This window comes from Lysinibacillus sp. FSL K6-3209 (assembly GCF_037976175.1).
In the GTDB taxonomy this organism is placed as follows: Bacteria; Bacillota; Bacilli; order Bacillales_A; family Planococcaceae; genus Lysinibacillus; species Lysinibacillus sphaericus_D.
The window spans coordinates 1,904,491-1,929,254 of sequence record NZ_CP150264.1 but is presented as its reverse complement, the minus strand read 5'-3'; the positions used below and the strand labels follow the sequence as shown (position 1 = coordinate 1,929,254).

At 35.3% G+C, this 24,764-nt stretch carries 25 protein-coding genes; 9 read left to right on the top strand and 16 right to left on the bottom strand.

The features are described 5' to 3' along the window. Positions 1–44 precede the first annotated feature (44 nt). Positions 45–794 carry a MerR family transcriptional regulator gene (locus MHH88_RS09160; protein ID WP_339262556.1) on the top strand — a complete coding sequence of 250 codons (750 nt, stop codon included), beginning with the start codon at positions 45–47 and terminating at the stop codon, positions 792–794. A 31-nt stretch (positions 795–825) separates the two neighbouring features. Here the strand turns inward: MHH88_RS09160 and MHH88_RS09155 are convergent, their stop codons facing one another. The 8 genes from MHH88_RS09155 to MHH88_RS09120 all read right to left on the bottom strand — a co-directional run bounded on the left by MHH88_RS09155 (position 826) and on the right by MHH88_RS09120 (position 9,016). Continuing rightward, entirely contained in the window at positions 826–1,182 is a 357-nt protein-coding gene (locus MHH88_RS09155) for a thioredoxin family protein (protein WP_256093099.1), read from the bottom strand. A gap of 77 nt (positions 1,183–1,259) precedes the next feature. Then, a complete protein-coding gene (locus MHH88_RS09150; RefSeq protein ID WP_339262555.1) occupies positions 1,260–1,877 on the bottom strand; it encodes an FMN-binding negative transcriptional regulator in 618 nt (205 codons plus the stop codon). A 121-nt stretch (positions 1,878–1,998) separates the two neighbouring features. After that, on the bottom strand, positions 1,999–2,475 hold the full coding sequence (locus MHH88_RS09145; RefSeq protein WP_339262554.1) for a hypothetical protein: 477 nt from the start codon (positions 2,473–2,475) through the stop codon (positions 1,999–2,001). Positions 2,476–2,654: 179 nt separating this feature from the next. Further along, positions 2,655–3,563: a glycine betaine ABC transporter substrate-binding protein gene (locus tag MHH88_RS09140; RefSeq protein WP_339262553.1), complete on the bottom strand. Its 909-nt coding sequence runs from the start codon at positions 3,561–3,563 to the stop codon at positions 2,655–2,657. Positions 3,564–4,064: 501 nt separating this feature from the next. Then, positions 4,065–5,369: an NtaA/DmoA family FMN-dependent monooxygenase gene (locus tag MHH88_RS09135; protein ID WP_339262552.1), complete on the bottom strand. Its 1,305-nt coding sequence runs from the start codon at positions 5,367–5,369 to the stop codon at positions 4,065–4,067. Continuing rightward, positions 5,366–6,574 carry an MFS transporter gene (locus MHH88_RS09130; RefSeq protein WP_339262550.1) on the bottom strand — a complete coding sequence of 403 codons (1,209 nt, stop codon included), beginning with the start codon at positions 6,572–6,574 and terminating at the stop codon, positions 5,366–5,368. The genes MHH88_RS09135 and MHH88_RS09130 overlap by 4 nt, the downstream gene beginning before the upstream one ends. Continuing rightward, positions 6,571–7,632, bottom strand: coding sequence for a PqqD family peptide modification chaperone (locus MHH88_RS09125; RefSeq protein WP_339262548.1), 1,062 nt, complete (start codon positions 7,630–7,632; stop codon positions 6,571–6,573). Before MHH88_RS09125 ends, MHH88_RS09130 begins: the two co-directional genes overlap by 4 nt. Positions 7,633–7,660: 28 nt before the next feature. Then, positions 7,661–9,016 (bottom strand): PqqD family peptide modification chaperone, encoded by a 1,356-nt coding sequence (locus MHH88_RS09120; RefSeq protein ID WP_339262546.1) that lies wholly within the window; start codon positions 9,014–9,016, stop codon positions 7,661–7,663. Positions 9,017–9,476: 460 nt separating this feature from the next. On the opposite strand from MHH88_RS09120, the gene MHH88_RS09115 reads away from it, so the two are divergent. The 3 genes from MHH88_RS09115 (at position 9,477) to MHH88_RS09105 (ending at position 11,697) form a co-directional block, all read left to right on the top strand. Beyond that, positions 9,477–10,742 carry a helix-turn-helix transcriptional regulator gene (locus MHH88_RS09115; RefSeq protein ID WP_339262544.1) on the top strand — a complete coding sequence of 422 codons (1,266 nt, stop codon included), beginning with the start codon at positions 9,477–9,479 and terminating at the stop codon, positions 10,740–10,742. Next, on the top strand, positions 10,739–10,885 hold the full coding sequence (locus MHH88_RS09110) for a hypothetical protein (RefSeq protein ID WP_176723169.1): 147 nt from the start codon (positions 10,739–10,741) through the stop codon (positions 10,883–10,885). Before MHH88_RS09115 ends, MHH88_RS09110 begins: the two co-directional genes overlap by 4 nt. Positions 10,886–11,268: 383 nt before the next feature. Beyond that, the gene (locus tag MHH88_RS09105) at positions 11,269–11,697 is read left to right on the top strand and encodes a DUF2621 domain-containing protein (protein ID WP_069511086.1); all 429 of its coding nucleotides are present in this window, start codon (positions 11,269–11,271) and stop codon (positions 11,695–11,697) included. Between the two features lie 78 nt (positions 11,698–11,775). Here the strand turns inward: MHH88_RS09105 and MHH88_RS09100 are convergent, their stop codons facing one another. From MHH88_RS09100 to MHH88_RS09080, 5 genes are all read right to left on the bottom strand, one after another. Then, entirely contained in the window at positions 11,776–11,967 is a 192-nt protein-coding gene (locus MHH88_RS09100; protein WP_339262542.1) for a hypothetical protein, read from the bottom strand. A gap of 150 nt (positions 11,968–12,117) precedes the next feature. Next, on the bottom strand, positions 12,118–12,615 hold the full coding sequence (locus MHH88_RS09095; RefSeq protein WP_103976901.1) for a cytochrome c biogenesis protein CcdC: 498 nt from the start codon (positions 12,613–12,615) through the stop codon (positions 12,118–12,120). Positions 12,616–12,639: 24 nt separating this feature from the next. Further along, the gene (locus tag MHH88_RS09090; RefSeq protein WP_339262541.1) at positions 12,640–13,008 is read right to left on the bottom strand and encodes a response regulator; all 369 of its coding nucleotides are present in this window, start codon (positions 13,006–13,008) and stop codon (positions 12,640–12,642) included. Between the two features lie 51 nt (positions 13,009–13,059). Next, positions 13,060–13,770, bottom strand: a complete 711-nt coding sequence (locus MHH88_RS09085) for a cytochrome c biogenesis protein CcdA (RefSeq protein WP_024363541.1) — start codon at positions 13,768–13,770, stop codon at positions 13,060–13,062. A 282-nt stretch (positions 13,771–14,052) separates the two neighbouring features. Continuing rightward, on the bottom strand, positions 14,053–15,732 hold the full coding sequence (locus MHH88_RS09080; RefSeq protein ID WP_339262540.1) for an L-lactate permease: 1,680 nt from the start codon (positions 15,730–15,732) through the stop codon (positions 14,053–14,055). 481 nt (positions 15,733–16,213) lie between these two features. On the opposite strand from MHH88_RS09080, the gene MHH88_RS09075 reads away from it, so the two are divergent. From MHH88_RS09075 to MHH88_RS09060, 4 genes are all read left to right on the top strand, one after another. Continuing rightward, positions 16,214–16,945, top strand: coding sequence for a FadR/GntR family transcriptional regulator (locus MHH88_RS09075; RefSeq protein WP_024363539.1), 732 nt, complete (start codon positions 16,214–16,216; stop codon positions 16,943–16,945). Positions 16,946–17,178: 233 nt separating this feature from the next. After that, positions 17,179–17,895: a (Fe-S)-binding protein gene (locus tag MHH88_RS09070; RefSeq protein ID WP_024363538.1), complete on the top strand. Its 717-nt coding sequence runs from the start codon at positions 17,179–17,181 to the stop codon at positions 17,893–17,895. A 25-nt stretch (positions 17,896–17,920) separates the two neighbouring features. Next, positions 17,921–19,348, top strand: coding sequence for a LutB/LldF family L-lactate oxidation iron-sulfur protein (locus MHH88_RS09065; protein WP_339262537.1), 1,428 nt, complete (start codon positions 17,921–17,923; stop codon positions 19,346–19,348). Beyond that, positions 19,348–20,064 carry a lactate utilization protein C gene (locus MHH88_RS09060; protein ID WP_339262535.1) on the top strand — a complete coding sequence of 239 codons (717 nt, stop codon included), beginning with the start codon at positions 19,348–19,350 and terminating at the stop codon, positions 20,062–20,064. The genes MHH88_RS09065 and MHH88_RS09060 overlap by 1 nt, the downstream gene beginning before the upstream one ends. A 110-nt stretch (positions 20,065–20,174) precedes the next feature. Here MHH88_RS09060 and MHH88_RS09055 read toward each other — a convergent pair whose 3' ends face one another. Then, the gene (locus MHH88_RS09055) at positions 20,175–21,473 is read right to left on the bottom strand and encodes an MFS transporter (protein ID WP_339263029.1); all 1,299 of its coding nucleotides are present in this window, start codon (positions 21,471–21,473) and stop codon (positions 20,175–20,177) included. Positions 21,474–21,658: 185 nt separating this feature from the next. On the opposite strand from MHH88_RS09055, the gene MHH88_RS09050 reads away from it, so the two are divergent. Next, positions 21,659–22,921: a helix-turn-helix transcriptional regulator gene (locus tag MHH88_RS09050; protein WP_339262534.1), complete on the top strand. Its 1,263-nt coding sequence runs from the start codon at positions 21,659–21,661 to the stop codon at positions 22,919–22,921. A gap of 69 nt (positions 22,922–22,990) precedes the next feature. On the opposite strand, the gene rarD is transcribed toward MHH88_RS09050, so the two are convergent. Both rarD and MHH88_RS09040 read right to left on the bottom strand, forming a co-directional pair. Continuing rightward, positions 22,991–23,896 carry an EamA family transporter RarD gene (rarD, locus tag MHH88_RS09045; protein WP_339262533.1) on the bottom strand — a complete coding sequence of 302 codons (906 nt, stop codon included), beginning with the start codon at positions 23,894–23,896 and terminating at the stop codon, positions 22,991–22,993. A 163-nt stretch (positions 23,897–24,059) separates the two neighbouring features. Further along, complete coding sequence (locus MHH88_RS09040) at positions 24,060–24,584, bottom strand: hypothetical protein (protein ID WP_339262532.1); 525 nt, start codon at positions 24,582–24,584, stop codon at positions 24,060–24,062. Positions 24,585–24,764 lie beyond the last annotated feature (180 nt).

The following is a 24,764-nucleotide window of genomic DNA, read 5'->3' as shown; positions in this document are numbered from 1 at the left end:
ATGACGTAACGTCACCTGCAAACTTTTTTTCAGGAGGAATGAAAATGAAACAATGGACGACAGGAGAGGTAGCGAAACAGCGCAATATTTCCATTCGCACACTTCGGTATTACGATCAAATTAATCTGCTGACACCAAGTTTTAAAGATGATTATGGACGACGATACTATTCGGAAAAAGACTTGTTTAAATTAGAGAAAATCATCATTCTAAAAACGCTGTCACTTCCACTCGATAAAATTCGTGATTTATTAGATAAACTTTCCTATAAACAAATTTTAATTTCACATCACAATTACTTACAAGAACGACTTGCTGAACTGCAAACGAGTATCTCGCATACGACATCATTGATTAATATGGTTGATTTAGAAGAATCATTATCGTGGGAACATGTGACGGAACTCGTTCAACGTTCTCAAAGCACCTCTAAAAAATGGATGGACTATTTCCAAGAGGATGAACAAACATTTTTACAACAAACCATTCCAAACCTTAGTAGCAATGACATAATGACACAGCAATATATTGTATTACTACGACAAATTGAATGGTGTATCAAACATAATATTCAAGCTGAATCGGACAAAGGCTTTCAAATTGGTTCCAAAATAATCGAATTATCAAATGATACGTTTCAAGGCGACACGGCGTTAATGGATAAATTTTGGGAAGTTAGAAAACTCCCTACAGAGAAAACAGGATTATACCCAATTTCAAAAGAGGTACTAGCGTATGTGGAGCGTTGTATTGCTTATGTAACGGCTGACAAGCAGGCAAATAAAAAGCTATAGGAGATAGCGTCCCCTATAGCTTAGGCAAGTCTTACGATAAAGTTAATCCATCTAAAAAAGCTTCAATCTCTTGCTGTGTTTTACGGTCCTTACTAACAAAGCGGCCAACTTCATTGCCTTTATCGTAAGCAAGGAAGCTTGGAATACCAAATACATCTAATGCTACACATAAATCGATGAAATCATCTCGGTCAATTTTCACAAAATGATAATTGCTGTAGTTTTCTTCAATTGTTGGCATAATCGGATCAATAAATCGACAATCTCCACACCAGTCTGCTGAAAAAACGAATATTGTACGGTCACCTTTTTTTAAGTTTTCAAATTGCTCTATTGAGTGTAAATTTTCCATTAAAACAATCCCCTTTTTCACAGTTATTAGTCTCATCATAACATTTATTAAAAATATGGTTAAACAATCATGCCTCGCATGTCCATCTAGCGCAATTAAAAAGATACCTCTCGTTATTTTTTACATCGCATTGCCATTTGTTCTGCTATTTGTTTTGAATTTGGTGTTGCTTCATTATTCAATTGTGCAATAATATTTTCATAGTCTGCTTCGTTACGGTTTTGACTTAATTTATAGGCAGCCTGTATATCACCAATCTTTATTTGAAATCCAACAATACCTTTCATTTCTTTTTCTAATAGCTCTGGTGAAAGGTTTTCCCATAAAACAGGTTGCTCTCTATGCTTCTCATATTTTTCTAACAGCGATGTTAAGTCTTCGCTTACTTCATCTTTACCTAAAAGTGTTGCTTTGCCATAAATATGGACCGCCTGATAATTCCACGTTGGAACATTTTCGTGCGAATACCAGGAAGAAGAAATATACGCATGCGGCCCTTGAAACATCACGAGCACATCCCCACAAGATGCAAATGTTCTCCACTGCGGGTTTCCATATGCCATATGGCCAGTAAGATACATATCATCGCCTTTTTTATGTAACAGTAATGGTAAGTGAGTGGCAATTGGTGTGCCTTGTTTTGTTGTGACAAGTGTAGCAAAAGCGTTCATTTGAATAAATTCTTCAATTTCATGAACATCTGTCACTTTATAGTATTTAGGTATATACATAATCGTCCGCCTTTCCAATTTAGTTAAGTGTTTTTGGTATTTATTAAAGAAGGGATTTCCTAAAATAATCATACGGTTTTCCACTTTAATCTTCCAAAAGTGTAGCTATGTATTCTATTAGTTACACAAAAGCGACACGTATGTACTGTTCGTTCTGTAAGCTTTCAAGGTGATGCCATTCAATTTCTTCAATATTGATACGACGACTTTTTAATTTTCGGTCATATTCTCCTGCCCAAAACCTAATTAAATCAACATTTTGCACCGGTTTTATATGTTCCTTTAAATAGCTTAAAAAATCATCTAAAAATTGCGGACCCCAATTGCCCTCAATACCATATACATAATTTTTTTCATTATAAAGCGCTAAATCATACGGTGGATTATTCCATTCGACAATATGCAATTGACCGAAAGCTGATTCATCTGGCGCATAGACAATACGTGCATCATCATCCATCGAATGCCAAGGCTGTTCTGGCGTATCCTCCGTTATCGGATGTAATTTTTTTAATTCTCTTACAGTGATTTCAGCAATTCCTGTACAATCAACGGTTTGTAATTTGCTATCTGCTACTAGAACGGAATATAACGTCATCTCTTTGACTCCTTCTATTTGCTCAAAACTGGCTTATTTAGTCTTCTACATTATAGTGAGTTGCATAGAATACAATTCATCCTATTTCGACACGCTTGTAATGAATCCCTTTTTACTTCCACTTTAACAAAAAAAAGAATTTCCTAACTATTAGGAAATTCCCCTTGTTATCTCTTAACCTATTGTTTTGGTTGTAAATCCTCAATGGAATCGATGTCCATATATGCAGGAACAACAAATCCATTTTTGGTCCCTGTTAAATTCTCTCCTAAATCAACAAAGTCCTCTTTGTATTTTGCATAAAAGGAGCTATGTGTTGTTGGTAACCAAGCAGCGACAGTTGCATCGACTACTCCTGATGCGATTGCTTGAAACATGATGGCAGGATCAACAGGTGTAATTGTGACAGTGTATCCAAGTTCTTCAAATACTGCCTGTAGTACACTGCTTGAAGCTCTTTCTGAATCCCATGGAGTGGATGCTAATTCGATTTCTTTGCCCTTCCCTTTTGTCATCCCTTTTGTCCATTCATTTACCTTCTCTTCGTTTTGTGCAATCCATTTTTCTGCCGCCTCTTCAAAAGAAGTTGCTTGGGCTTCATACATTACAGCTTCCATATCTTCTGGCTCCCAATAGAATTGATCTAGCAATGTATAGGCATCGGGTAAGTCTTTAGCCAAGTCTTTGCGCACAAGTGTATTAATATTTTCCGTTCCACCTAATGTCCCTTTGGGGTCCTCTAAAAATTTTAAATCGTAGGATGAAAACATCCAATGCGGTGTCCATCCTGTAATAATAATAGGCTCTTCATTTCGAATAGCCTGCTCTAATGAACCTAACATCCCAGGTGTTGAACTTTCCTCCAGTTCCCAACCTTGCAAATTTTGATATTCCGCTATCGTATTTTCCGAAAGCTCCGTCAATCCTGCTCCTGGTTCAATCCCTATAATTTTATAATCCACCTGCTCACCTATGCTTACGTTCTTGCCTGTTGCATCTCCATCATTTTGATTGCTATCACCACATCCTGCTAATAGTAACGAAACAGCTATTCCAAAAGTTAGTCCTACTGTTTTTAACTTGACCATTTTACATCCCCCTAATTTAGAAGAGACTTTCCTTGTCTCTAGACCTTTGACCTTCTATATAAAAATTTGTCGAGGTCAAAGTAACAACTTGATTTTAACAACAAGTTGTTACTTTTGTCAATGAAGGTAAATTTATATTTCCATTTATAGGAATATAAAGCTAGCCCATTTTGGCTTTACTTTGCCCCTTCGATTTAATTATTAAAATGGGCATTGCGTATCTTCTTTCATTAGAAATAACGAAAAAGACGATGATTTAAATCTTTTGTACCCATAGAAAAAACACCCCCAAATTGAAGTTGAGGTATCAAAACCCCAATTCAACTGAAGATGCTTTTTATTTGTCTGTACTGCTGGCGTAAATCCATTCCCTTTTATGGCTGGCTCATACATTGAAGTTGTAGCATAACATGCATCGTTGGTACATTCTTGAACTTTTGTTAAAATAGACTTAGAATCTAATGCTTCAACTTATTCATCAATTATGCCAGTTCGTTATACTTAAAATCGACTACTATTAACCCCTTGTGGCTTATTGTAACGATATTTATGTTTTAAATTAAAAAGTTTTTCTCTATATGTTCCTGGTGAATAATCTTTTTGATATAGTCCTCTATTTTGTAGCTCGGGTACAATATATTTTATAAAATCTTCGAATGTATCTGGTGAATGATATTGTACTAAATTAAAGCCATCGATATTCGTTTGTTCTATAATATGCTGAATTTGATCAGCAACTTCTTTAGGTTTTCCAATAATCACCTTAAACCATTTACCATCGATACGATTTAATGTATTTACTATTTCACCTACTGCAAATCCATTTATATTATCATCTTGACTGAATTTAGATAAGTCAATACCTTGTCCACCGCAATAATGAGCCATATTGCCTTCTAAGCTCCAAAATGATTTATATAAATCCACTTTACTGTTTATCTCTTCGTCTGTTAATCCTGTAACAATACATAAACCCATAAACATTTTTATATTTTTTAAAGATCTGCCGAAAGTAAGCGCCCGCTCACTAATATCATTAATAATATAGGTGATATCATCAATCGTTTTCCCTCCTAAAAAAATGCACTCTGCATTTTTAGCTGCAAAATCCCGACCTCTTTCAGACATGCCAGCCTGATAAATTACAGGAGTTCTTTGAGGAGATGGTTCACATAAATGTGGTCCAATTACATCAAAATACTTACCTTTGTGGTTAATTTTATGAACTTTTGTAGGATCAGCATAATACATATTCTTTTCTATAGATACTGCGTCATCCTCCCAACTCTCTTCCCATAGCTTATAACATACATCTAAATATTCATCTGCTAAATCATATTTTTCATCATGAGTTAACAAATGTTTTATTTCAAAGTTTTTATCAGCACTATCTAGATGGGAAGTTACTATATTCCAAGCCATTCTACCTTCTGTCAGATGATCTAACGTACTCATTCTTCTTGCAAAGCTATAAGGTGGCTCATAGCTCGTAGAAAACGTTACCGCGAAACATAAATTGGTCGTGACATGGGCCATCGCGGATATGGGAATAAGAGGATCATTCGCTGGAATTTGTACTGCTTCTTTTACTGAGGTATCAAATCCTCCTCTATAAACATCATATACACCAACAACATCAGCTAAAAAAAGAGAATCAAATTTCCCTTTTTCTAAAGTTTTAGCTAACTCCGTCCAATAGTTTAAGTTTTTATAATTAATCCTTTTATTACCGGGTATTTTCCAAAGACCATGATTAATATGACCAACACAGTTCATTTCAAAAGCATTCCAAAAAATCTTCTTCATATCGCATTCCTCTGAGTTATTTTATATTTTGAAGCCCGTAATTTAATCATATAAATATTAGATATTACTAAGATAAGACCTGCTATAAGCATAACTTTTTGTATACCTAAATAAACACTTAAATAGCTTCCAATGAGAGTTCCTATAGGAATTGTTCCCCAAGTAAACATCATGAGTGTACCATTGACTTCTGCACGTTCTTCAGAAGGGATAATTAGTGATTGAACAGTAAGTCGTGCAACACTTCCCAAACTTCTAGATAGCAGGCTAAAGAATATTCCTAGAGAGAACAATAAAACAGTGTATTGATTATTGGGTATAGCAAGTAATAGCAAGCCAAAACTTGGTATTAGCGGTCCAAAAATCATCACATTAGTAGAGCCAAATTTTTTAATTAAATAAGGTGAGAGCACGGAGCCGATTAGTGCCCCTATTCCAGAAATGGAAAAGATAATTCCAATAATATATTCGCTTAATTGAAAATCCGCTGATAAATATATCACTATTAATGAACCATAAATCGAAAATGCTAAATTAATAGTAGCAGTCGTTAGCATAATAGCTTTCAGAGATGGAGTAGTTAATATATACTTAAACGTCCTTTTAAAACGCTTGTTAGGTTTTATATAATTCTTCTGACTATTGGGCTTATGTTCGCTTTTTAATAAAATGGTAAGAGGGATATTTAATAGCAACAGCATAATAAGCAAGACGACCGTATGGTTGTATCCGTATAATGAAATTAATGCCCCTCCGATAGTAGGGGCAATGAGGTTAGAAATCGATTTACCAGTTTGTAAAATTCCTGCTCCATTGGATATTCTGTTGGTTGCGTATATATCTGGCATCCAAGCTGTAACAGCTGTTTCAATAAAAACAACAGACAGTCCCAACATTAGAATGAGTAGGTAATATATCCAAATGAATAACGAGTTATAGTCAATGTACATATAAAATACACATAATAAAATGGATTGCGTAATATATATCCAAATAATTAATTTCTTTTTATTATAAGCGTCTACTATTCTTCCTGCTGTATAACTAAAAATTAGATAGCCTATTGAAAATAAAAATAATGATATACCAATAGAAAAATTATCCAAATTAAGTATCTTCAATCCAATTAAAGGAATTAAAATAGAGAATATTTCGAAAGCTATGATGCGAAATGATTCAGCGATAAGTAATATGATATTTTTCATAAAGTAATTTCAGAAAAATTATTAGCAACTATATTACTTGGATGGATTTGTCGGAATAAATCTAAAACATCTTGTTTTGCTATATCATAATCAACATCATAAACTTCAACTAAGTGATCAATAATCTCTTCGTTTGATTTTCCTTCATAAGCTAATTCAAACATATGTTTAGAAATGTCATCTAAAATATGATAAACACTTGTAGAAATATTGTGAATCATTCCAATTTCTGGCCAATAACGGTAATGACGAGAAACCCAAGTATATGAATTTTTTGGAGAGCTATGTAAAAGCTCATACGGCTTTTTAGCATCTTGTAAATAAGTGTAAATAGAGTATCTATTTAATAGATTTTCTAAATATCTTTGTGTTTCAGTATCTTCTATTTCAATTTCCCAACCTTTAAATTGTTGAGCAATTGGAGCAAACATAGCATCAGCTAAGGAAAAAGCGCCAAATAAGAAATCCCCTTCCCAATTATTAGTCATCTTTCTTTGGATAGACTTTTCTAACAACGTAATGGTTTCTTCTATTTGATTTTTAGTTTCTTCATCAATAGCATGTCCACCAGGATTTCTAAATGAATGCGAATATGAGATACCACTCATTAGCGGTAATAAATCCGCATGAATATGGCTACTAAACACTCGGATATCACTTCGTTTCTTAATATCAGAACTCAAAAGACTTGGATAACTTGGGTATTTTTCTTCAAGATATTCTGATATAGCCAGTACATCACAAATGACTACGTTCGTATCAGTATCAATTAAAATCGGTACTCTTGGAAGATGTTCTACTATGCTTCCCTTTATTAAATTAGTGGGATCCATCTTAATTAGCTGAGTTAATTGACAACCGCAACCCGAGGCAGGTTCTTTAGGTAAATCGTATTCATCTTTTTCGTTTATCGGAATAATACCATTTTCCGAGAATTTAATAGGCCAATCCAATCCAGCTATTAATTCCTTGTATGGAACCTTTTTTTCTTTTAAAATAATTGATGCTCTCATTGACCAAGATGAAAATTGCTTATCACCAATAATTAAATATAACATTTAGCATCCCTCCATTAAGTATAGAAAATTAGTTACATGATGCATTAGATAAATTTGAATTAAAGAAGTGTGGTAAGTGACAACCTCCACGACAACTATCTAATAATGAACAGCCATTACATGTAGAGCGAGGTGTAAGAACTTCCGCGACTTTATTAGTCATTATTTTCCAATTCTCTTTAATTGTTGAATTAGTAATATTACCAAAATAAACATTACTGTGAGGACAATGTCTTAATTCACCTGTAAACGAAATACTTCCCCAAGTTAAACCTGCTTCACAGTGTCCAGTAAGTTGTTTTTTACGGAGTTTCATCGTAATGTCATTAGAATCAATCGGCTTGTCATTTAAAGAAGTACACATTCTTTGACCGCAGGGCCACCCTACAACCAAATCGGGTAGTTCTTGCATTAATTCTTCAATCTTCTCCATAAGAGGCAGCATATTAGATATAGGTACCCCATACTTTTCATCATTTTTCCCTGTAGGTACATATCTCATCACACTAAATTTTTTAGAGCCATTATTATATGCATCTTTAATTACACTTAGCGTTTTACTTAAGTTATCTTTAACTAAAGTAAGTTCAGTCACAACTTCTATTTCAGATTCACTGAGCAGTTTAATTGCTTGAATTGCTTTTGTATATGCCATTTTATGACCAGCTAAAAAATTATGAACTGTTTCATCTCCATGTAAAGAAATTAAAACCGTTTGTACGTTATAAGATTTTAATCTTTGGACATATTCAGCATTAAGGAAATGCCCGTTCGTAAATACTACTTGATATAAACCCAATCTGCCGCCATATTCTAATATTTCTTCAATATCCGGATGTAATAAAGTTTCTCCACCACTATAACGAACTGTGAAGCAACCGTTTTCACTACATTCTTCTAAAATCTTAAAGATACTTTCTTTTGATAAGTTCTTTTGTGGGAACGCTTTTATCTTTTGTTTTACTTCTTGGTCACTTAAATCAGGGTCTATTTTCCAAACATTGTAACAAAATCCACAATTCCAATTACATAGCGAAGTAACTTCAATTTCTAAACGTAAAGGAAATTCAAGTAGACCTTCATGTTTCTTTTCGATATCCCATTCCCAAATATTTTCATTTACTTTATCTATATTAAATAGAAATTCTTCAAGATCCTCTTCAAATGATTGCTTATCTATTAAATATTCCTCAACGATATATTCTACTACTTGATGTAAAGTTCGATTGTCTCTCAATAACTTTACAATTAATAGACCAATCTCATTATCGATTCGGTAAATTGTCCCTGTAATATTGTCAAAAAGAATTCCTGCATCTTCACGAAACTTGAGGCTTTTAATTTTATTGATTATTGACTCGAAATTAAGAACTTGATTAGTCACTTATGAATCAAACCTCCTTTTGTTTTTTAAGAAGAATAAAGGAATGGGTTTCCCCATTCCTTCACCTAAATTAGTTACATTGCATAGACGGACCTGTAGCTGATTTTACAGTAGGTTTTACATATACTTTTTTAGTTTTTGTCATAGTAGCCACCTCCCTTAATTCAACGATAACACTAAAAAAAATTACTCTCAATTTATTTAAATTGAGACATTTTATAGAAAAAAATATAAAATATATAATTAATAGAGAAGTAAGTTTCTCAATTTTTTTACGTTTATAAAGCTTCCAGTTATACATTACAATTAAGAAAGGTGTATGTCGCATGTGCATTTCTCAATTAAGGGTTAATCTAGTATTTATGTAAGTATGGAGGTGATGGTCGAAAAAAAGAGTAACAAAACACACTAGAAATTAACATGTGGCTAAATGCATCTATGCGATAGACAAAGGTTTTTTATGGGAATTGGTAAAGCCATTTATAATGAGAGAAAAAAAATAGGTATGAAACAGATCTATTTATGCAAAGATATTTGTACACCATCGTATCTGTCAAAAATTGAAAATGAAACTGTTATTCCAAGCGAAGAAATCTTGCTTTTACTTCTAAAGAAGTTAGGTAGAGAGGATTTACTTTTAATAACCAATGAAGATAGCACTATAGAAAATACGGAGATTCTTAAAAATTATTATAAAGATGCGATTTTAAGCAAAAATAGAGAAACAACACAAGCCATAATTAATAATTTGAAAGAAAATGAAGCACATTATATCCAGACTAATTATTATTTATATTCATTAATTTGCTTAAGATTAGCGATCATGCAACATAACTCTGTAAATCATAATTTATACACACAATTAAATTTATTGCAAAAAGATAAAGAGAAAATGGATGATTACAGTATTTTCTTATTAAATTTAGTAGAAGTGATTTTTTATTACCACCATTCAGAGATTTATAAAGCGATAGAAATAGTCGAAAAAATGTCGAGAGATATGACCCTATTTAAGGACGTAGAAGAATGGGAAATTGCAGATTATTATTATATCCAAGCAATTGTTTATGCAAAAAATAAACAATATGTATTATCATTACAATCTATTAAAAAGACCATTAATTTCTTCTCTCACAATTTATATATTAAAAACTTAATTGATTGTTATATTTTATTAGGTGTTATTTACAAAAATAATAGTAGCTATCAAAAAGCTGCTGACACTTATCAAATTGCATTAGATTATTGCTTGCAAAATAATTACGTAGAAAAAACAGGAATTATTTATCATAATTTAGCGTCCCTGTACAGAAAACAAGAAAATTATGAGCAATCCATTAATTGCTATAAGGAAAGTATTGTATCAAAAAGCGAGCTATTTGATATTACGTTTTCGATGGTAGACTTAATAGAACTTTTTATACGTCTAAAAATGAAAAGTGAAGTGATAAATTGGACATGTAAAGGAATAAATCTAATTGATGACAGCAATTTTAAATCAGAAAATAAGTATTATTATATCTTCAATTTATATTTTCAATTTTATTCTGGGGATAAAAAGTGGGAAAAAACTGGTGAACTTCTATTAAATTATTTAAAGGAAAATGGAGAAGATGAGGAATTCAATAAATATAGTTATATTTTGGCTGAATGTTATTACAAAATAAAAAAATATAAAAAAGCTTGTGATTTATATAGGAAAAATAATTTAGAGGTGATTCTATGAAAAAAATAAAAATGATTTTAGCTATTGTAATGGTGGCAATATTTTTAGGGAGCGGTTTCGCACAAATTAAAACTTATACAGATCAATTACCTGAAATTACAAAAGCTGAAACAGTAAGTTCCTTTCAAAATTTAAAAGTGTAAATATTTTTTCCGCACTGACCTAAAAAGTATGACAAATAAAAACACCTTTCGTTGAAAAAGGGTATTGCACCTTAACAGCTCAACGTGAGGTGTTTTTTTCATAGAAATAAGGTTCAGATATGCTATTAATGGCGCAAAATACTAGTAAGTACTTCATTTGTTAGATTTTAAAAATGTCTTTTCCATCATACCTATCTTCTTTTTACTCTAAAATTTTTTTGGTTTTTCGATGCTTTTACTTATCTAAATATTCATTCATTCATTCGCTTTATTGTTGATTTTTGTTCAATACACTGACTAATTGTAAAAAGAGGCACAATAAGGATGAATTTTTTTGTTTAAGCTTTTATAATAGAGTGAGAGAAGACAAAGAGGTGAACGATTTGTTAGATGGTTGGTTTTTATGGTTTATTTTATTTTGGGTAGTCGTCCTTATTTCGCTAATGGCTATTGGCGGATTTTTCATGTTCCGCAAATTTTTAAAGGCTTTACCAAAGCAGGATGGGAAATCAGATTTAGATTGGCAGGAATTTTACTTAGATAAAACGATTCATCTATGGGGACAACCTGAGAAGGAATTTCTATATGAGTTGGTGAGCCCAGTACCTGAGCTATTTAGACAAGTGGCGAAAGAAAAAATTGCAGGTAAGATTGGCGAACTGGCTTTAGAAGAAAAGGCGACAGCTATAGACAATGATTTAATTATACGCGGCTATATTCAAGCTACGCCTAAACGTGACCACAAATTTTTACGTAAAAAATTAGATCAAATGCAAATTGACGTTTCCCCATATGAGCATCTTTTTGACTAATAGGATGCAAAAAAGCCGCACTGCAATACGTGCGGCTTTTTTTGATATAGAACTTTAATTAGTTTAGCGTTTTATGCTTTATTTAAATAAATGATCAAGCGCTTGGTAATCTTGTTGATAGCGCCCACCGTCTGCCACTTCTGCATGATACAGTGCTTTTAATGCATAGTTTTTTTGCAAATCCATATCCGCCATTAGCGTTTTTAATCGGTCATGCAATTCACGGTTTTCTTTTACGAGCAACTGCATCTGTGGTTTAAAATATTTCATCTAAGTAACTCCTCATTTTTCAACATGCTTCTTAGTATACCACGATGTCGATTAGAAAGCGCTTATTGTAACATATCCCCCGAATACAAATAATCATTGTGTACGTTAAAAAAACTACAACAGCAAATATGCTAGTGTAGTTTCTTTTCTTTACATATTTTTTAAAGGAATCGTTTTCTTGATTTTTATAAATTGAATCAGCATTGCAATTCGCCAAGGCAATAGCATCGCAAATGCTAAAATCCAAAACATACCTGCTAACTCCCCGACATCTATCGAGCTACTTAAAATCATTTTTGCCACAATACGGAAGATTAACAGCCCAACTAAAATAAATACAAACGCTTTTGAACGTTTTAAATAAATATCGTGACCTTTTACTTCAAACTTCGAAGTAGCAATTAAAATGGTCGAGAACACCACACCTACCGCAGCAGCTTCTAAAATCTGCATAGGTGGCACTCGAAATTGTGCAAATAAAAACATTAACGCACCTGATGACATGGCAATAGGTGGAATGATAATTTTCTTCTCATTTGTAGGTTTTTTGGAAGCTCGCATACGTAATACCATCACAAAGCTACCCATTATAATGGCCATTATAGTCGAACCTATAACATAATATTGAGAAGGGATATTGCTTAACATAAAGAATCCTCCTCTGATGTTAAATTAGCAACTTTGACCAATTAACTGGTCTGCTACAGCTCTTAATTTTTCAGGCTCGAAAGGCTTTGTAATAAAATCTTTCGCGCCACTTTCAATTGCTTCTACAATTAATTTTTGTTGTCCTAATGCTGTAATCATAACAATCTTTGCATCTGGAAATTCTGGGATGATCCTTTTTACAGCCGCAATACCTGTCATAACGGGCATCGTTACATCCATTGTTACAAGATCTGGTTGTAACTCTCGATACAGCTCTACAGCTTCTTTACCATTCACTGCATTGCCGACTACCTCATAACCCCATTCAGTAAACATATTACTGATTGTAACACGCATAAATAGCGTATCATCCACTACTAAAACTGTAGGCACGTATTCATCTCCCTCCACGTTAAAGTATGGTATGCCCTTTAGTTTAGCAGATTAGAAGCCAATAAATCCACCGAAAATAGGCTGTAATAATCGCGTGATATATGTTAAACCATCAAAGAATAACAATATCCCCACCGCAATCATAATATAGCCGCCAACTTTTACGATTTTTTGACTGTGTTTGCGAATCCAATTCATACGTGAAATGAAGAATGATAACACAAAGAATGGAATGGCAAAACCTAAATAATAAGCAAACATATAGCTAAACCCTGAAGAAGGATTTGCTCCAGCTAACGTAATAATGGACATTAGAATTGGACCTGTACATGGTGTCCAGCCTGCCGCAAATGCGATACCGATTAATATGGAGCCAATATAACCGGATGGTCGATTTTTGAATTGGAATTTTCGATCTTTCATTAAAAAATCAATTTGCAGTAACCCTACAATCATTAACCCAAAGATAACGATTAAAATGGCGCCAACTTGACGCAATAATGTTTGATAGTTTAGGAAGAATTCCCTTGCTAATGATGCGCCTAGACCAATCATAATAAAAATAATTGAAAATCCTAATAAAAAGAATAGCGTATGCAAAATAGCACGCCTTTGCATCATGCCACGTTCAGATTTTAGCTCATCCAAAGTCATCCCTGTTATGTATGATAAAAATGCTGGATACAGTGGTAGAGTACACGGTGAAATGAAGCTTAAAAAACCTGCTCCAAACGCTAGAAAAACGTTAATATCAGTTTCCATATTTTTCATTCTCTCCTTACAGTTACTGCCTCCATCGTACCAAAAAACAATGGAAATTGCGCCCTTAATGCTTGTGAACGTTTCTTGACGAAAAGTTGTAGAAACTGCGAAATCTTTTTGCTTTGCAAAAGGCACTTCTGAATTATGCGCCCGCTACGTTTTTCTGTCAACGAAATTTGCAATAATACAAGAATTTAAAATAAAACCCCTTTATGTTTGCTAATTAGAAAAAAGGTACTGAGAAAGCGACTCTCAATACCTTTCACTAAAAAATTCACGGTGCTATGGAATCATCCAAGATAAAACATTACTTTGTAAAAAGGTTAATATACAAATAAATAGTAGCAACATCACACTATACTTTAACGCGAAGCGCAGCAATTCTGACTCTCTCCCTACAAGTCCAACTGCTGCGGCGGCGACTGCAATAGATTGTGGTGAAATCATTTTACCCGTTACGCCCCCGGATGCATTCGCTGCAAGTGCAAGCACCGGTTCCATTCCAACAGAATCAGCCGTCACTTGCTGGAGCTTGGCAAACAAGACATTTGAAGATGTATCCGATCCTGTAATAAATACACCGAGCCAACCTAGCACAGGTGAGAAGAATGGGAATAATACACCCGTCTTCGCTAAAACTAAAGCAAGCGTTGTCATCATACCTGCTGTATTTGTCACATAGGCATAGGCAACGACACTACAAATCGTAATAAGCGGGTACTTAATTTCATTTAATGTTTCAAAAAATGTTGTTCCCCAATTGTGCCATGAAACGTTAAAAATAAATTTAGAAACGATGGCAGATAATAAAATAGCTGTACCTGCCGCACCTAGAAGTTCTACCTTATAGAAAGCTGCAATTGCTTCCCCCGTTGCGCCACTCACTACTTGATTATGTAAAAGCGGTACTTCAGCCGTAAATGTCATCGCTTGCCCCACTAAATTTATCCCTTTTAAAATAACATTTGTACCGTCATAATTTCCCGTTAAAGCACTTTTGACTACAGGAATCCCCCAGCAAGAAATAAAAGCCGTCAATATAATAAATGGTGACCAAGACTTTATGATTGTTCCTCCGCTGTACGACTCTTTTTTAGACATTGTATCAGCTGTAATCTCTTGTTCGGAAGCAAAACGATAAATCGTTTTCGGCTGCCAAAACTTCATGAAAACGGCAAGTGCAAAAAGTGATACTAGAGCAGATAAAACATCCGGTAATTCAGGACCGAGAAAATTCGAACTTAAAAATTGTGTGACAGCAAATGAAATACCAGATACTAAAATGGCTGGCATCACTTCCCAAGCTTTTTTAAAACCAGTCATAATAAAAATTAAGAAGAATGGAATAAAGACTGCTAAAAACGGTAATTGACGTCCAACCATTTTTGAAATTTCAAATGCGGCGATACCCGTTGGTCCTTCCATAGCCGTAATTGGTACACCGATGGCACCAAATGCAACTGGGGCTGTATTTGCAATTAAACAAAGACCTGCAGCATATAACGGATTAAAACCAAGACCTACTAATAATGCTGCTGAAATAGCAACCGGTGCGCCAAAACCAGCGGCTCCTTCTAAAAATGCACCAAATGAAAACGCGACGAGTAACGCTTGAATACGGCGGTCTTCGGTTATCGATAAGACAGAATAACGGATAATATTAAAATTCCCTGTTTTAACCGTGATATTGTATAAAAAAACCGATGTAATAATAATCCAACCGATTGGTAGTAGACCATACACAGCCCCTTGTGTGGCGGACATTACCGCTGTCCCTAGCGGCACTTTAAATGCAATGGCAGCCAATAATAAAGAGACAAGCAGAGTTGTTAAACCTGCCATATAGCCTTTCATTTTTTTTATGGCTAACGCCCAGAAAAAATAAAGTATTGGTATAACAGCGACGATTGCCGACCACGTCAAACTATCCCCCACAGCAGTAAAATTTTGTGTAAATGTCAAATTGCATACCCCCAAAATAAAAAGTTCTCCCCAATCATGACAATACGGCATTAACAGATTGTTGATGTTTTCAGTTGCAGTCTAATAGAAGTAAGACACGACCATCACGAGCCTCTTGCTCCTCCAATGCTACTATCTTCGTTTTGTCAAACTTGTAAAAACGTCAATTGAAGTTATCTTGTAACTAAACATTCAACACTTTTTTGCTAAGCTGGTTTACGCCCTCCAAACTTAAATAGATTAGGTCATCTGATGACTATATGTTAAAATTATATGAACTAAATTTTAAAAATTCAATATATTTTTAAAATAAAATTTCCATTTTAGCTACTTTAAGTAGCAATTACTAGCAAAACCGTACAATATTTTAATACTAAACGCCCAAGAAAAGTATTCATGAGAAACAGTGAGTAAATTAGCATTCTTCATGTATAATATACTTATATAGAGCAATTGATTGAGATGAATGAGGTGTAGCTCCTTGGAATTAAAGAAAATTAAACCGAAAAAAATATATGAGGAAGTATCAGAAATGCTCTATGAAAAAATTCGAGCTGGCGACCTGAAACCAGGAGATCGTCTTGACTCTGTCGAACAACTTGCTGAACAATTACAAGTAAGTAGGTCTGCCATAAGAGAAGCCTTATCTGCACTAAAAGCAATGGGCTTAATCGAAATTAAACAAGGTTCCGGCACTTTTGTTAAGAGCACTCCATCCAAACAACTTGACTTCCCACTTTCAACACTCACATTAACAAATAAAAAAGATGTCTCCCATCTATTAAAAGTACGCAAAATTATTGAAGTGGGTGCCGCTGCCAGTGCTGCCATTCATCGGACAGATGAAGATATACAAACAATGTTGCGTATTTTAGATGACATGAAACTAGCACAGGGTGATGGAGAGCTTGGCGAAAAAGCGGACTTTCAATTTCACGCGGCAATCTCTGCTGCCTCTCAAAACCCCCTACTGGCAACAATTTTAGACCAAGTATCCGGTTTAATGATTGAAACAATGAAAGAAACGCGTCGTATTTGGTTGTATTCTAAAAAAACGACAAGCGAAAAATTATATGATGAACATATGCAAATTTTTCTTGCCATTAAACAACAAAACGAAGAGCTAGCAAAGCATGCCATGTCTTCTCATTTAAGCAATGTAGAGGAAGTTTTAATGCACTATTTCGACACAACCGAATCTACAAAGGAATAAAATTCATAAATTGCCAGAGCTGATGTTATCGCAAAAAGTGTTAGATTGATTAAACACAATCTAGCACTTTTCTTTTTTGTCCCTCCCCTATTTTTTGAAAATTTGCAAATAGCACTTCCACCCATCTTATAGGTTGTAGTATGATAAAAACAATCTAACTGTCCACCAAATCATCTGATGACCAGTTGATTAATCAATTGAAATTGCAAATCCATACAAAAGGAGCGAAAAGCATGAAAGTAACATTGTTTGCGACTTGTTTAGTCGATATGTTTCAAGGTGAGGTAGGAAAAGCAGTTGTCGAAGTTTTAGAAAGACTAGGTTGTGACATCGACTTTCCAGAAAATCAAATTTGCTGTGGACAGCCTGCTTATAATAGTGGTTATGTACAGGATTCGAAAAATGCGATGAAAAAAATGATAACTGCTTTTGAACATGCACAGTACGTCGTCTCCCCTTCTGGCTCTTGTGCTTATATGTTTAAAGAATATCCTGAAGTATTTAAAGGGGACCCTATATGGGAAGCGAAAGCACAGGCGTTAGCTGCTAAAACATATGAATTCACGGAATTTATTGTAGACATTCTACAGATTGAAGATGTAGGTGCACATTTAGAAGGTAAAGCGACATTCCACACCTCTTGCCATATGACTAGATTGCTCGGTGTGAAAGAAGCACCAATGAAATTATTAGGAAATGTTAAAGGTTTACAATATGTAGAACTCCCAGGAAAAGACCGCTGTTGTGGTTTTGGCGGCACATTTTCAGTAAAAATGGGGAATATTTCTGGAGAAATGGTCAATGAAAAAGTACAAAACGTGGAAGAAACGGAAGCAGATATTTTAATCGGTGCGGATGCGGGCTGCTTAATCAATATCGGGGGGCGTATTGAGCGACAAGGCAAACCCATTAAAGTGATGCATATTGCGGAAGTACTAAACTGCCGATAAGTGGCTTTTAGAGGAGGATAATCGAATGGCAATGAAAACAAGCGATGATAGGTTTAACAAGCGAGTATCGAAAGAGCTAGAAAATACCTTTATGCGAGGTGCGGTATCCAGTGCACAAGAACGCTTTCAAACGCGCCGATTACAACAAGCAGATGAGCTTGGGCACTGGGAAGAATGGCGTTCACATGGTGAGGAAATTCGTCAGCATGTTCTCGCCAATTTAGATTATTACTTATATCAACTGAGTGAAAATGTAGCAAATCGTGGTGGACATGTATATTTTGCTAAAACAGCCGAAGAAGCTACTAGCTATATTCAACAAATCGCCGAAAAAAAACAAGCGAAAAAAATCGTCAAATCTAAATCCATGGTAACAGAAGAAATCAATTTAAATCCCGCGCTCGAACAACTGGGCTGTGAAGTGATTGAAACAGACCTTGGCGAATATATTTTGCAAGTTGGAGATCATGAACCCCCATCGCATATCGTCGTACCAGCATTGCATAAAAATAAAGAGCAAATTCGCGATATATTTAAAGAAAAACAAGGCTATGAGCAAACAGAAAAACCAGAAGAACTAGCCCTTTATGTTCGTGAAAAACTACGAAATGAGTACTTAACAGCAGATATTGGCATTACTGGCTGTAACTTCGCTATCGCAGAAAGTGGCTCCATCACACTCGTTACAAATGAAGGAAATGCTGATTTAGTAACCGCCTTACCTAAAACACAAATTACTGTGATGGGCATGGAACGAATTGTGCCCACGTTCGAAGAAATGGAAGTCCTCGTTAGTTTATTAACGAGAAGTGCTGTTGGGCAAAAGCTAACAAGCTATATTACGACGTTAACTGGTGTAAAAGATGAAGGCGATACGGATGGGCCAGATGAATTCCACTTAGTTATTGTCGATAATGGCCGTTCAGCTATTTTAGGAGGGGAATTCCAACCAATTTTGCAATGCATTCGCTGTGCAGCTTGTGTTAACGCCTGCCCTGTATACCGTCATGTTGGTGGACATACGTACGGTTCGATTTACTCAGGTCCTGTCGGTGTTGTGTTGTCACCATTGTTAGGTGGTTATGATGATTTCAAGGAATTACCATATGCCTCTACTTTATGCGGTGCTTGCACAGATGCATGTCCTGTCAAAATCCCATTGCATCAACTGATTCATCGCCATCGTCAGGTCATCGTTGAAAATGAAGGGAGAGCCCCGGTGTCTGAAAAGCTTCTTATGAAGGCGTTTGGTTTAGGTGCTTCCTCCCCTACTTTATACAAAATGGCAACGAAAATGGCATCACCAGCCATGTCTCCATTTACAAAGGATAATAAAATTTCAAACGGTCCAGGGCCATTAAAAGCGTGGACAGAAGCAAGAGATTTCCCAGCTCCGAATAAAGAAAATTTCCGAAGCTGGTTTAACAGCCGTACAAAAGGAGGTTCTGAATAATGGCAGGAAGCATTGTAAATAGAGATTCATTTTTATCGAATATTGCCAAGCAACTTGGACGAGCACCAAAAACACAACTAACAAAACCAGTTTGGCAATACCAACCTCAAGACCGTGTGTTAAAAGATGCTACGAAAGATGAACTCGTTGCTGTCTTAGCGAAGCAATGTAAAAATATTAATACTAATCTAATAGTTACTACTACAGAAAATCTTGCAACGGCTTTACAAAAAGTCGTAGATCATTACGGTGGACGCTCTGTCATTACATGGCAAGACGAACGCTTTGAAAGCTATGGCTTATTACCATTAATGCAGACACAATGGCCACAAGCTGAAATCCAACTGTATATATGGGATGAAACGCAGCCAGCGGAAAATATCCGACAAGCAGAAAAAGCAAATATCGGGATTACAATTAGTGAGATGACTTTAGCGGAATCCGGAACAGCCGTCCTATTTAGCGATAAATATAGAGGGCGAACGGTAAGCTTTTTACCTGAAAAGTCGATAATTTTGATGCCAAAAAGTACAATCGTTCCACGCATCACCCAAGCGGCTCGATGGATGAGCCAAAAAGTTCAAAATGGGGAACATATCGCTTCTTGCATTAACTTTATTACGGGTCCAAGTAATTCCGCAGATATTGAAATGATTCCTGTCGTTGGTGTCCACGGTCCGATTAAAGCAACTTATATTGTTATCGAAGATCAATAATGATCGAAACAGGCATGCTAGATGCGCTGCATGCCTGCTTTGCTTTATATTGAATCGATACGATTGTGGTACTCGCCACTAAAACTAATGCAATCACCACTAATAGAATACTACCTATTTGGTATTAGTTTGTTATTCTTTGCTAGCGCTTTGTCATCGTAAAAAGTTGGATGCGCTTCCTTTAAGACTGACGTGCGCAGTAATACAAGGGTCAATACCACTATAATTGCACTTGTCACCAGCAATATACCGGTTGCTGGAAGAGAATCGTATAGTACTCCATAGACAAGCATACCGATTGGCATCATGGACATCGCCATTGTTTCCATTAATCCAAATACACGTCCACGGTATTCCTCGGAAATAAGCTTTTGCATAAACACACCTAGAGGCATATTTACACCCATTTCAAAAATAGCAAATATAAAATACAACCCTATATAAAAGATAACAATCATTGCATATGAAAGATCAGTCACTAATGGGATAATCGCAAAACTTAAGCTACTCGAAAGCAACAATAAACTTATTTTAGAAAAACGAAGTGGCACTTTTATTTCGGCACGTGATGCAAAATAGATGGAAGCCACTAACATGCCACCTGCACCCGCTGCTTCGATAAAACCAAAATGGGTAGATTCAACCTTTAGTAATTCAATGATAATATACGTTCCACCAACGACAATAGCAGAGAAAAATAAATTAATCCACAACGATAGCCACATCACAACTTTAATGACCTTATGTTGTTTAATATAGCTAAAGCCTCCAACAAGTCCTTGCCATATCTTTTCCGTTTTAGCAGTGTCTCCTCGCGTACTATACAAATTAAAATTCATCGTGGCCTCTAAGCAAAAGGCTATCGCATACGCTACCATATGAACAATTAAAAATACTTCCATAGAGAAAAAGCCATACATCATCCCACCGATAACAGGTCCCCCAACAGCCGCTACAGACACCGACATTTGATTAAATGACATTGCACGCTGTAAACGTTCTGGATTAACAAGTGTTGCAATTGCTGAAGTAAAGGTTACGCTCGAAAATGCTGAACAAAGCGTATAGAATACAGTGGTCACATAAATTGCATTCACTGACATTCCAACTGTTTCTGTATATAACAATAAACTTGCCATTGTTAAAATCGTCCCAGCTTGCGCCAATAATATTGTTCGTTTCTTTGAATAATTATCTGCGACATACCCTGCTAATGGCGCAACAAGTGCTCTAGGTAATATGGAACAAATCATATTTGTGGCAAAGCTGGTGGCAGAACCCGTCATCGCTAAAATATACAAACTAATACCAAAAGACAATACATGCGACCCTAGCATTGCAATCATTTTACTGGCTGTAAAAGTCCACAAATGATAGGTCGCCTTTTTATATTTTGCCGCTTCACCCATCAAAAAAACCCCTCCGTATTTAATTAAATTTAAAAGTTTAATTTTATTAAACAAAATATAACACAATTCCCGCTTTTCACGCAACAAAAAGTTTAATATAATTAAACAATCAGTTAGCATCTAGATTCTCTTTTGGTTTTGGCAAAAGGTATAGACTTTACAAAGATTAGTTATTATTGTTAATAATGAAGAAAGGAGGCGAGGCAGTGGACTCTTTAGGCACCCGAATTCGCAAATTACGAAAAGAACGAAAATTAACATTAGAGGCGCTTGCTGCCGATCGTCTAACAAAAGGTATGCTCAGCCAAATAGAAAACGATAAAGCGAAGCCATCAATGGAAAGCTTAGACTATATTGCGGAACGGCTTGGGGTGAAAGCAAGTGAATTACTTGAACAAGTAGCATCCTCAGATATACGTCAGTTGCTGGAGCAAGTAGAAATTATGTTTGCTGAAGTAAAACGAGGAGATGCAAATAACCATCAGCAAATTGTAGATATCATTCAACCTTATATAGAAGATCTCCCTCTTAGCTATGAAGCTGGGCGTTTACTGTATATTTATGCTGATGCCCAATATGAGGCAGGTTTATTGACATGGGAGGCACCGCTACAGCAAGCCCGGCAAATATTTAAAGAGATTAATTTATTAAGCCATTGGTTAAAAACCTATATCCTACAACTTGCCATTTTGTCAGAAAATCGTCGATACAATGAGGCTTATAGCTGTATAGTACAAGTAAAAGAAGAAGTGGCACAAGAAAACTATCAGTTAGATTCCCGAGATACTGCAAAATTGGCTTATTATATTTGCATTTTTCAGCTAGCCATTGGAGAACATGAAGCTGGTAAACAATTAATCAAAGAAACGATAGAACATGCACATCAAAATCAATTGTTTTATCATATTGATGATTTATACCGTATTGGCGCCTATTGTGCGATGATAGATGGTGACTTCAAACAGGCGGATAAAATGATTATGAAGTTGGAGCAATATCGCATGTTTGTTGAACAAGCTGATGTCGACGCCTTTATCTACGTCTTAAAAGCCCATTATTATAACAATTATACACATGATTATAAGCAAGCATTAGTTGAAATCGAACATTTTCATGCACTTACCGGCTCCACAAAATTGGATCAAAACTTTTATTACGCTGAAAAGGGAAAATCATTGTATTTACTTGGTCGTTATGCGGAATCACTTGAGGCATTTAACGACTTTACAGAAATTCCCATTTTCATCTCGCACCCTTATGATTTGCTTAGTATGAATGAATGTTTTTCTTATAAAGCACTTTGCTATGTACAACATGGTGATTTGACGACTGCCTATGAAATTGCCAAAAAAGCTTATATTGACTCGATTGATTTAATCGACCTTCCCTATAAGCGAAAAATTGAGGAAACCTATTTGACGATTAAAGCACAAATCAATTCGAGGTAATAAACGAAGAACGGGACATTGAAAAAAGTGTTAGAATGACCGCTGTCACTCTAACACTTTTACCTTATGTTACGCAGATTTATGATGTGCTTTTCTTATTTCTAAAATTTTCGAACCAGAAAACATTAATAAGGCTACCCAAATAATACTGAATGCCAGCAGCTCTACTGGACTAAACGGTTCTTTATACAAAACGACACCTAAAATTAAGACAATAGTTGGTGCCACATATTGTATAAAGCCCAATAAATAAAGAGGAATATTTTGAGCACCTTTTGCAAATAAAATTAGCGGCACTGCTGTCACAATCCCACTGACAATCATTAGTACATCTGTTTGGATATTGATGTGTAAGAAAGACGCTTGGCTCGTTGTAAATAAATAGATATAATACCCTAGTGCAAACGGCAGGATAAATAGCGTTTCAATGGCAAGTCCCCTTGTTGCATCAAGGGTAATTTTCTTCTTCAATACTCCATAAATAGCAAATGATAACGCAATAAGAATTGCCACCCAAGGTACTGTTCCATAGTTTACCGTTAATAGGATGACCGCAATAAAAGCAATTGCTGTTGCAGCCCATTGTGCACGACTCAAACTCTCTTTAAAGAAGACCACACCAAAAATAACCGACAATAGTGGATTAATATAATAGCCAAGGCTTGTCTCTATCAAATGTTCATGTGTTACTGCCCAAATATATAAGTACCAATTCATTGAAATAACAAAGGAAGCACACGCGAGTTGCCAAAAACTCTTTTGGTGCGTCCATAAATATTTTAAATCAGCTATTAAATCTTTTCGCATACCGAATATAATCACTACTAGTACTGTAAAGACGAAAGACCATATGACACGCCCTAATAATATTTCCATACTCGGCACATGCTCAAGCAGTTTCCAATAAAGTGGGAATGCTCCCCAAATAGCATAGGCCAAAAATGCTGCCCAGACGCCTTTTTTCTCGTTTGACATTGTCTTGAATTCTCCTACTCTTCTTAAATCACTTACGATTTCTCGTATTTCCATATGATGGCATTCATAATATAAAGAATAGACTAATTATAGGACTTTGAGTGGCAACTGTAAATGCACAAATTTACTATGGACGTGTTGTTTATCGCTGAAACACGTGTTGTTACGCTTTATTCTCACTTTCAAGCTCAGAAATATATTTTCGCACCATACTATAACTGATATCAGGATTAATTTGACGTTTTATACGAATATGAATTTCTTTAATGCCTACACCTTGCTCTCGCATATCTCGAATCATTGATTTTAATGGACCTGATAGCGATTCCTTTGAAAGAGCCGTGTATTTACTAAGCTCGATCAACAAGTCGGTATTCTGTCGACGAAGCTCCTTCAGCTCATCAACGACACAATTATACTCGGTAAGCTTTTTTTGTAGCACCGCATTTTGCTGTGTTAGTTTTTGTATGTCTGCTTCAAGCTTTGTATTTTGTTTTTTTAGACTTTTCCGCTCTTGCTCCAAAATAAGTTGCTTCTCATCTATATCCAGATGCATGTCCTTTAATAACTCTTCAAAATGAAGTAATTCCTTAAAGCGACTTTGTGTTAACACCATGAGCGTTTCCGTTGTTTTAACAGCCAGTGTACCATCTTGCATTTTTTCCCATGTTAATGCTGATCGATCCATTTTGCTCATCACTTATATCTCACTCCATTACTAAATTGTTCGTGTAATGGGATTACCTTGTTCAACATCTTTCAGCTTCCTTTGTTATGATAATCATTCTCATTTACCTTATCATAATGACAAAAGTCTTTTTTGTCAAAATAAAAAATACAGGCTTCTTAAATTTAAGGAACACAGCAA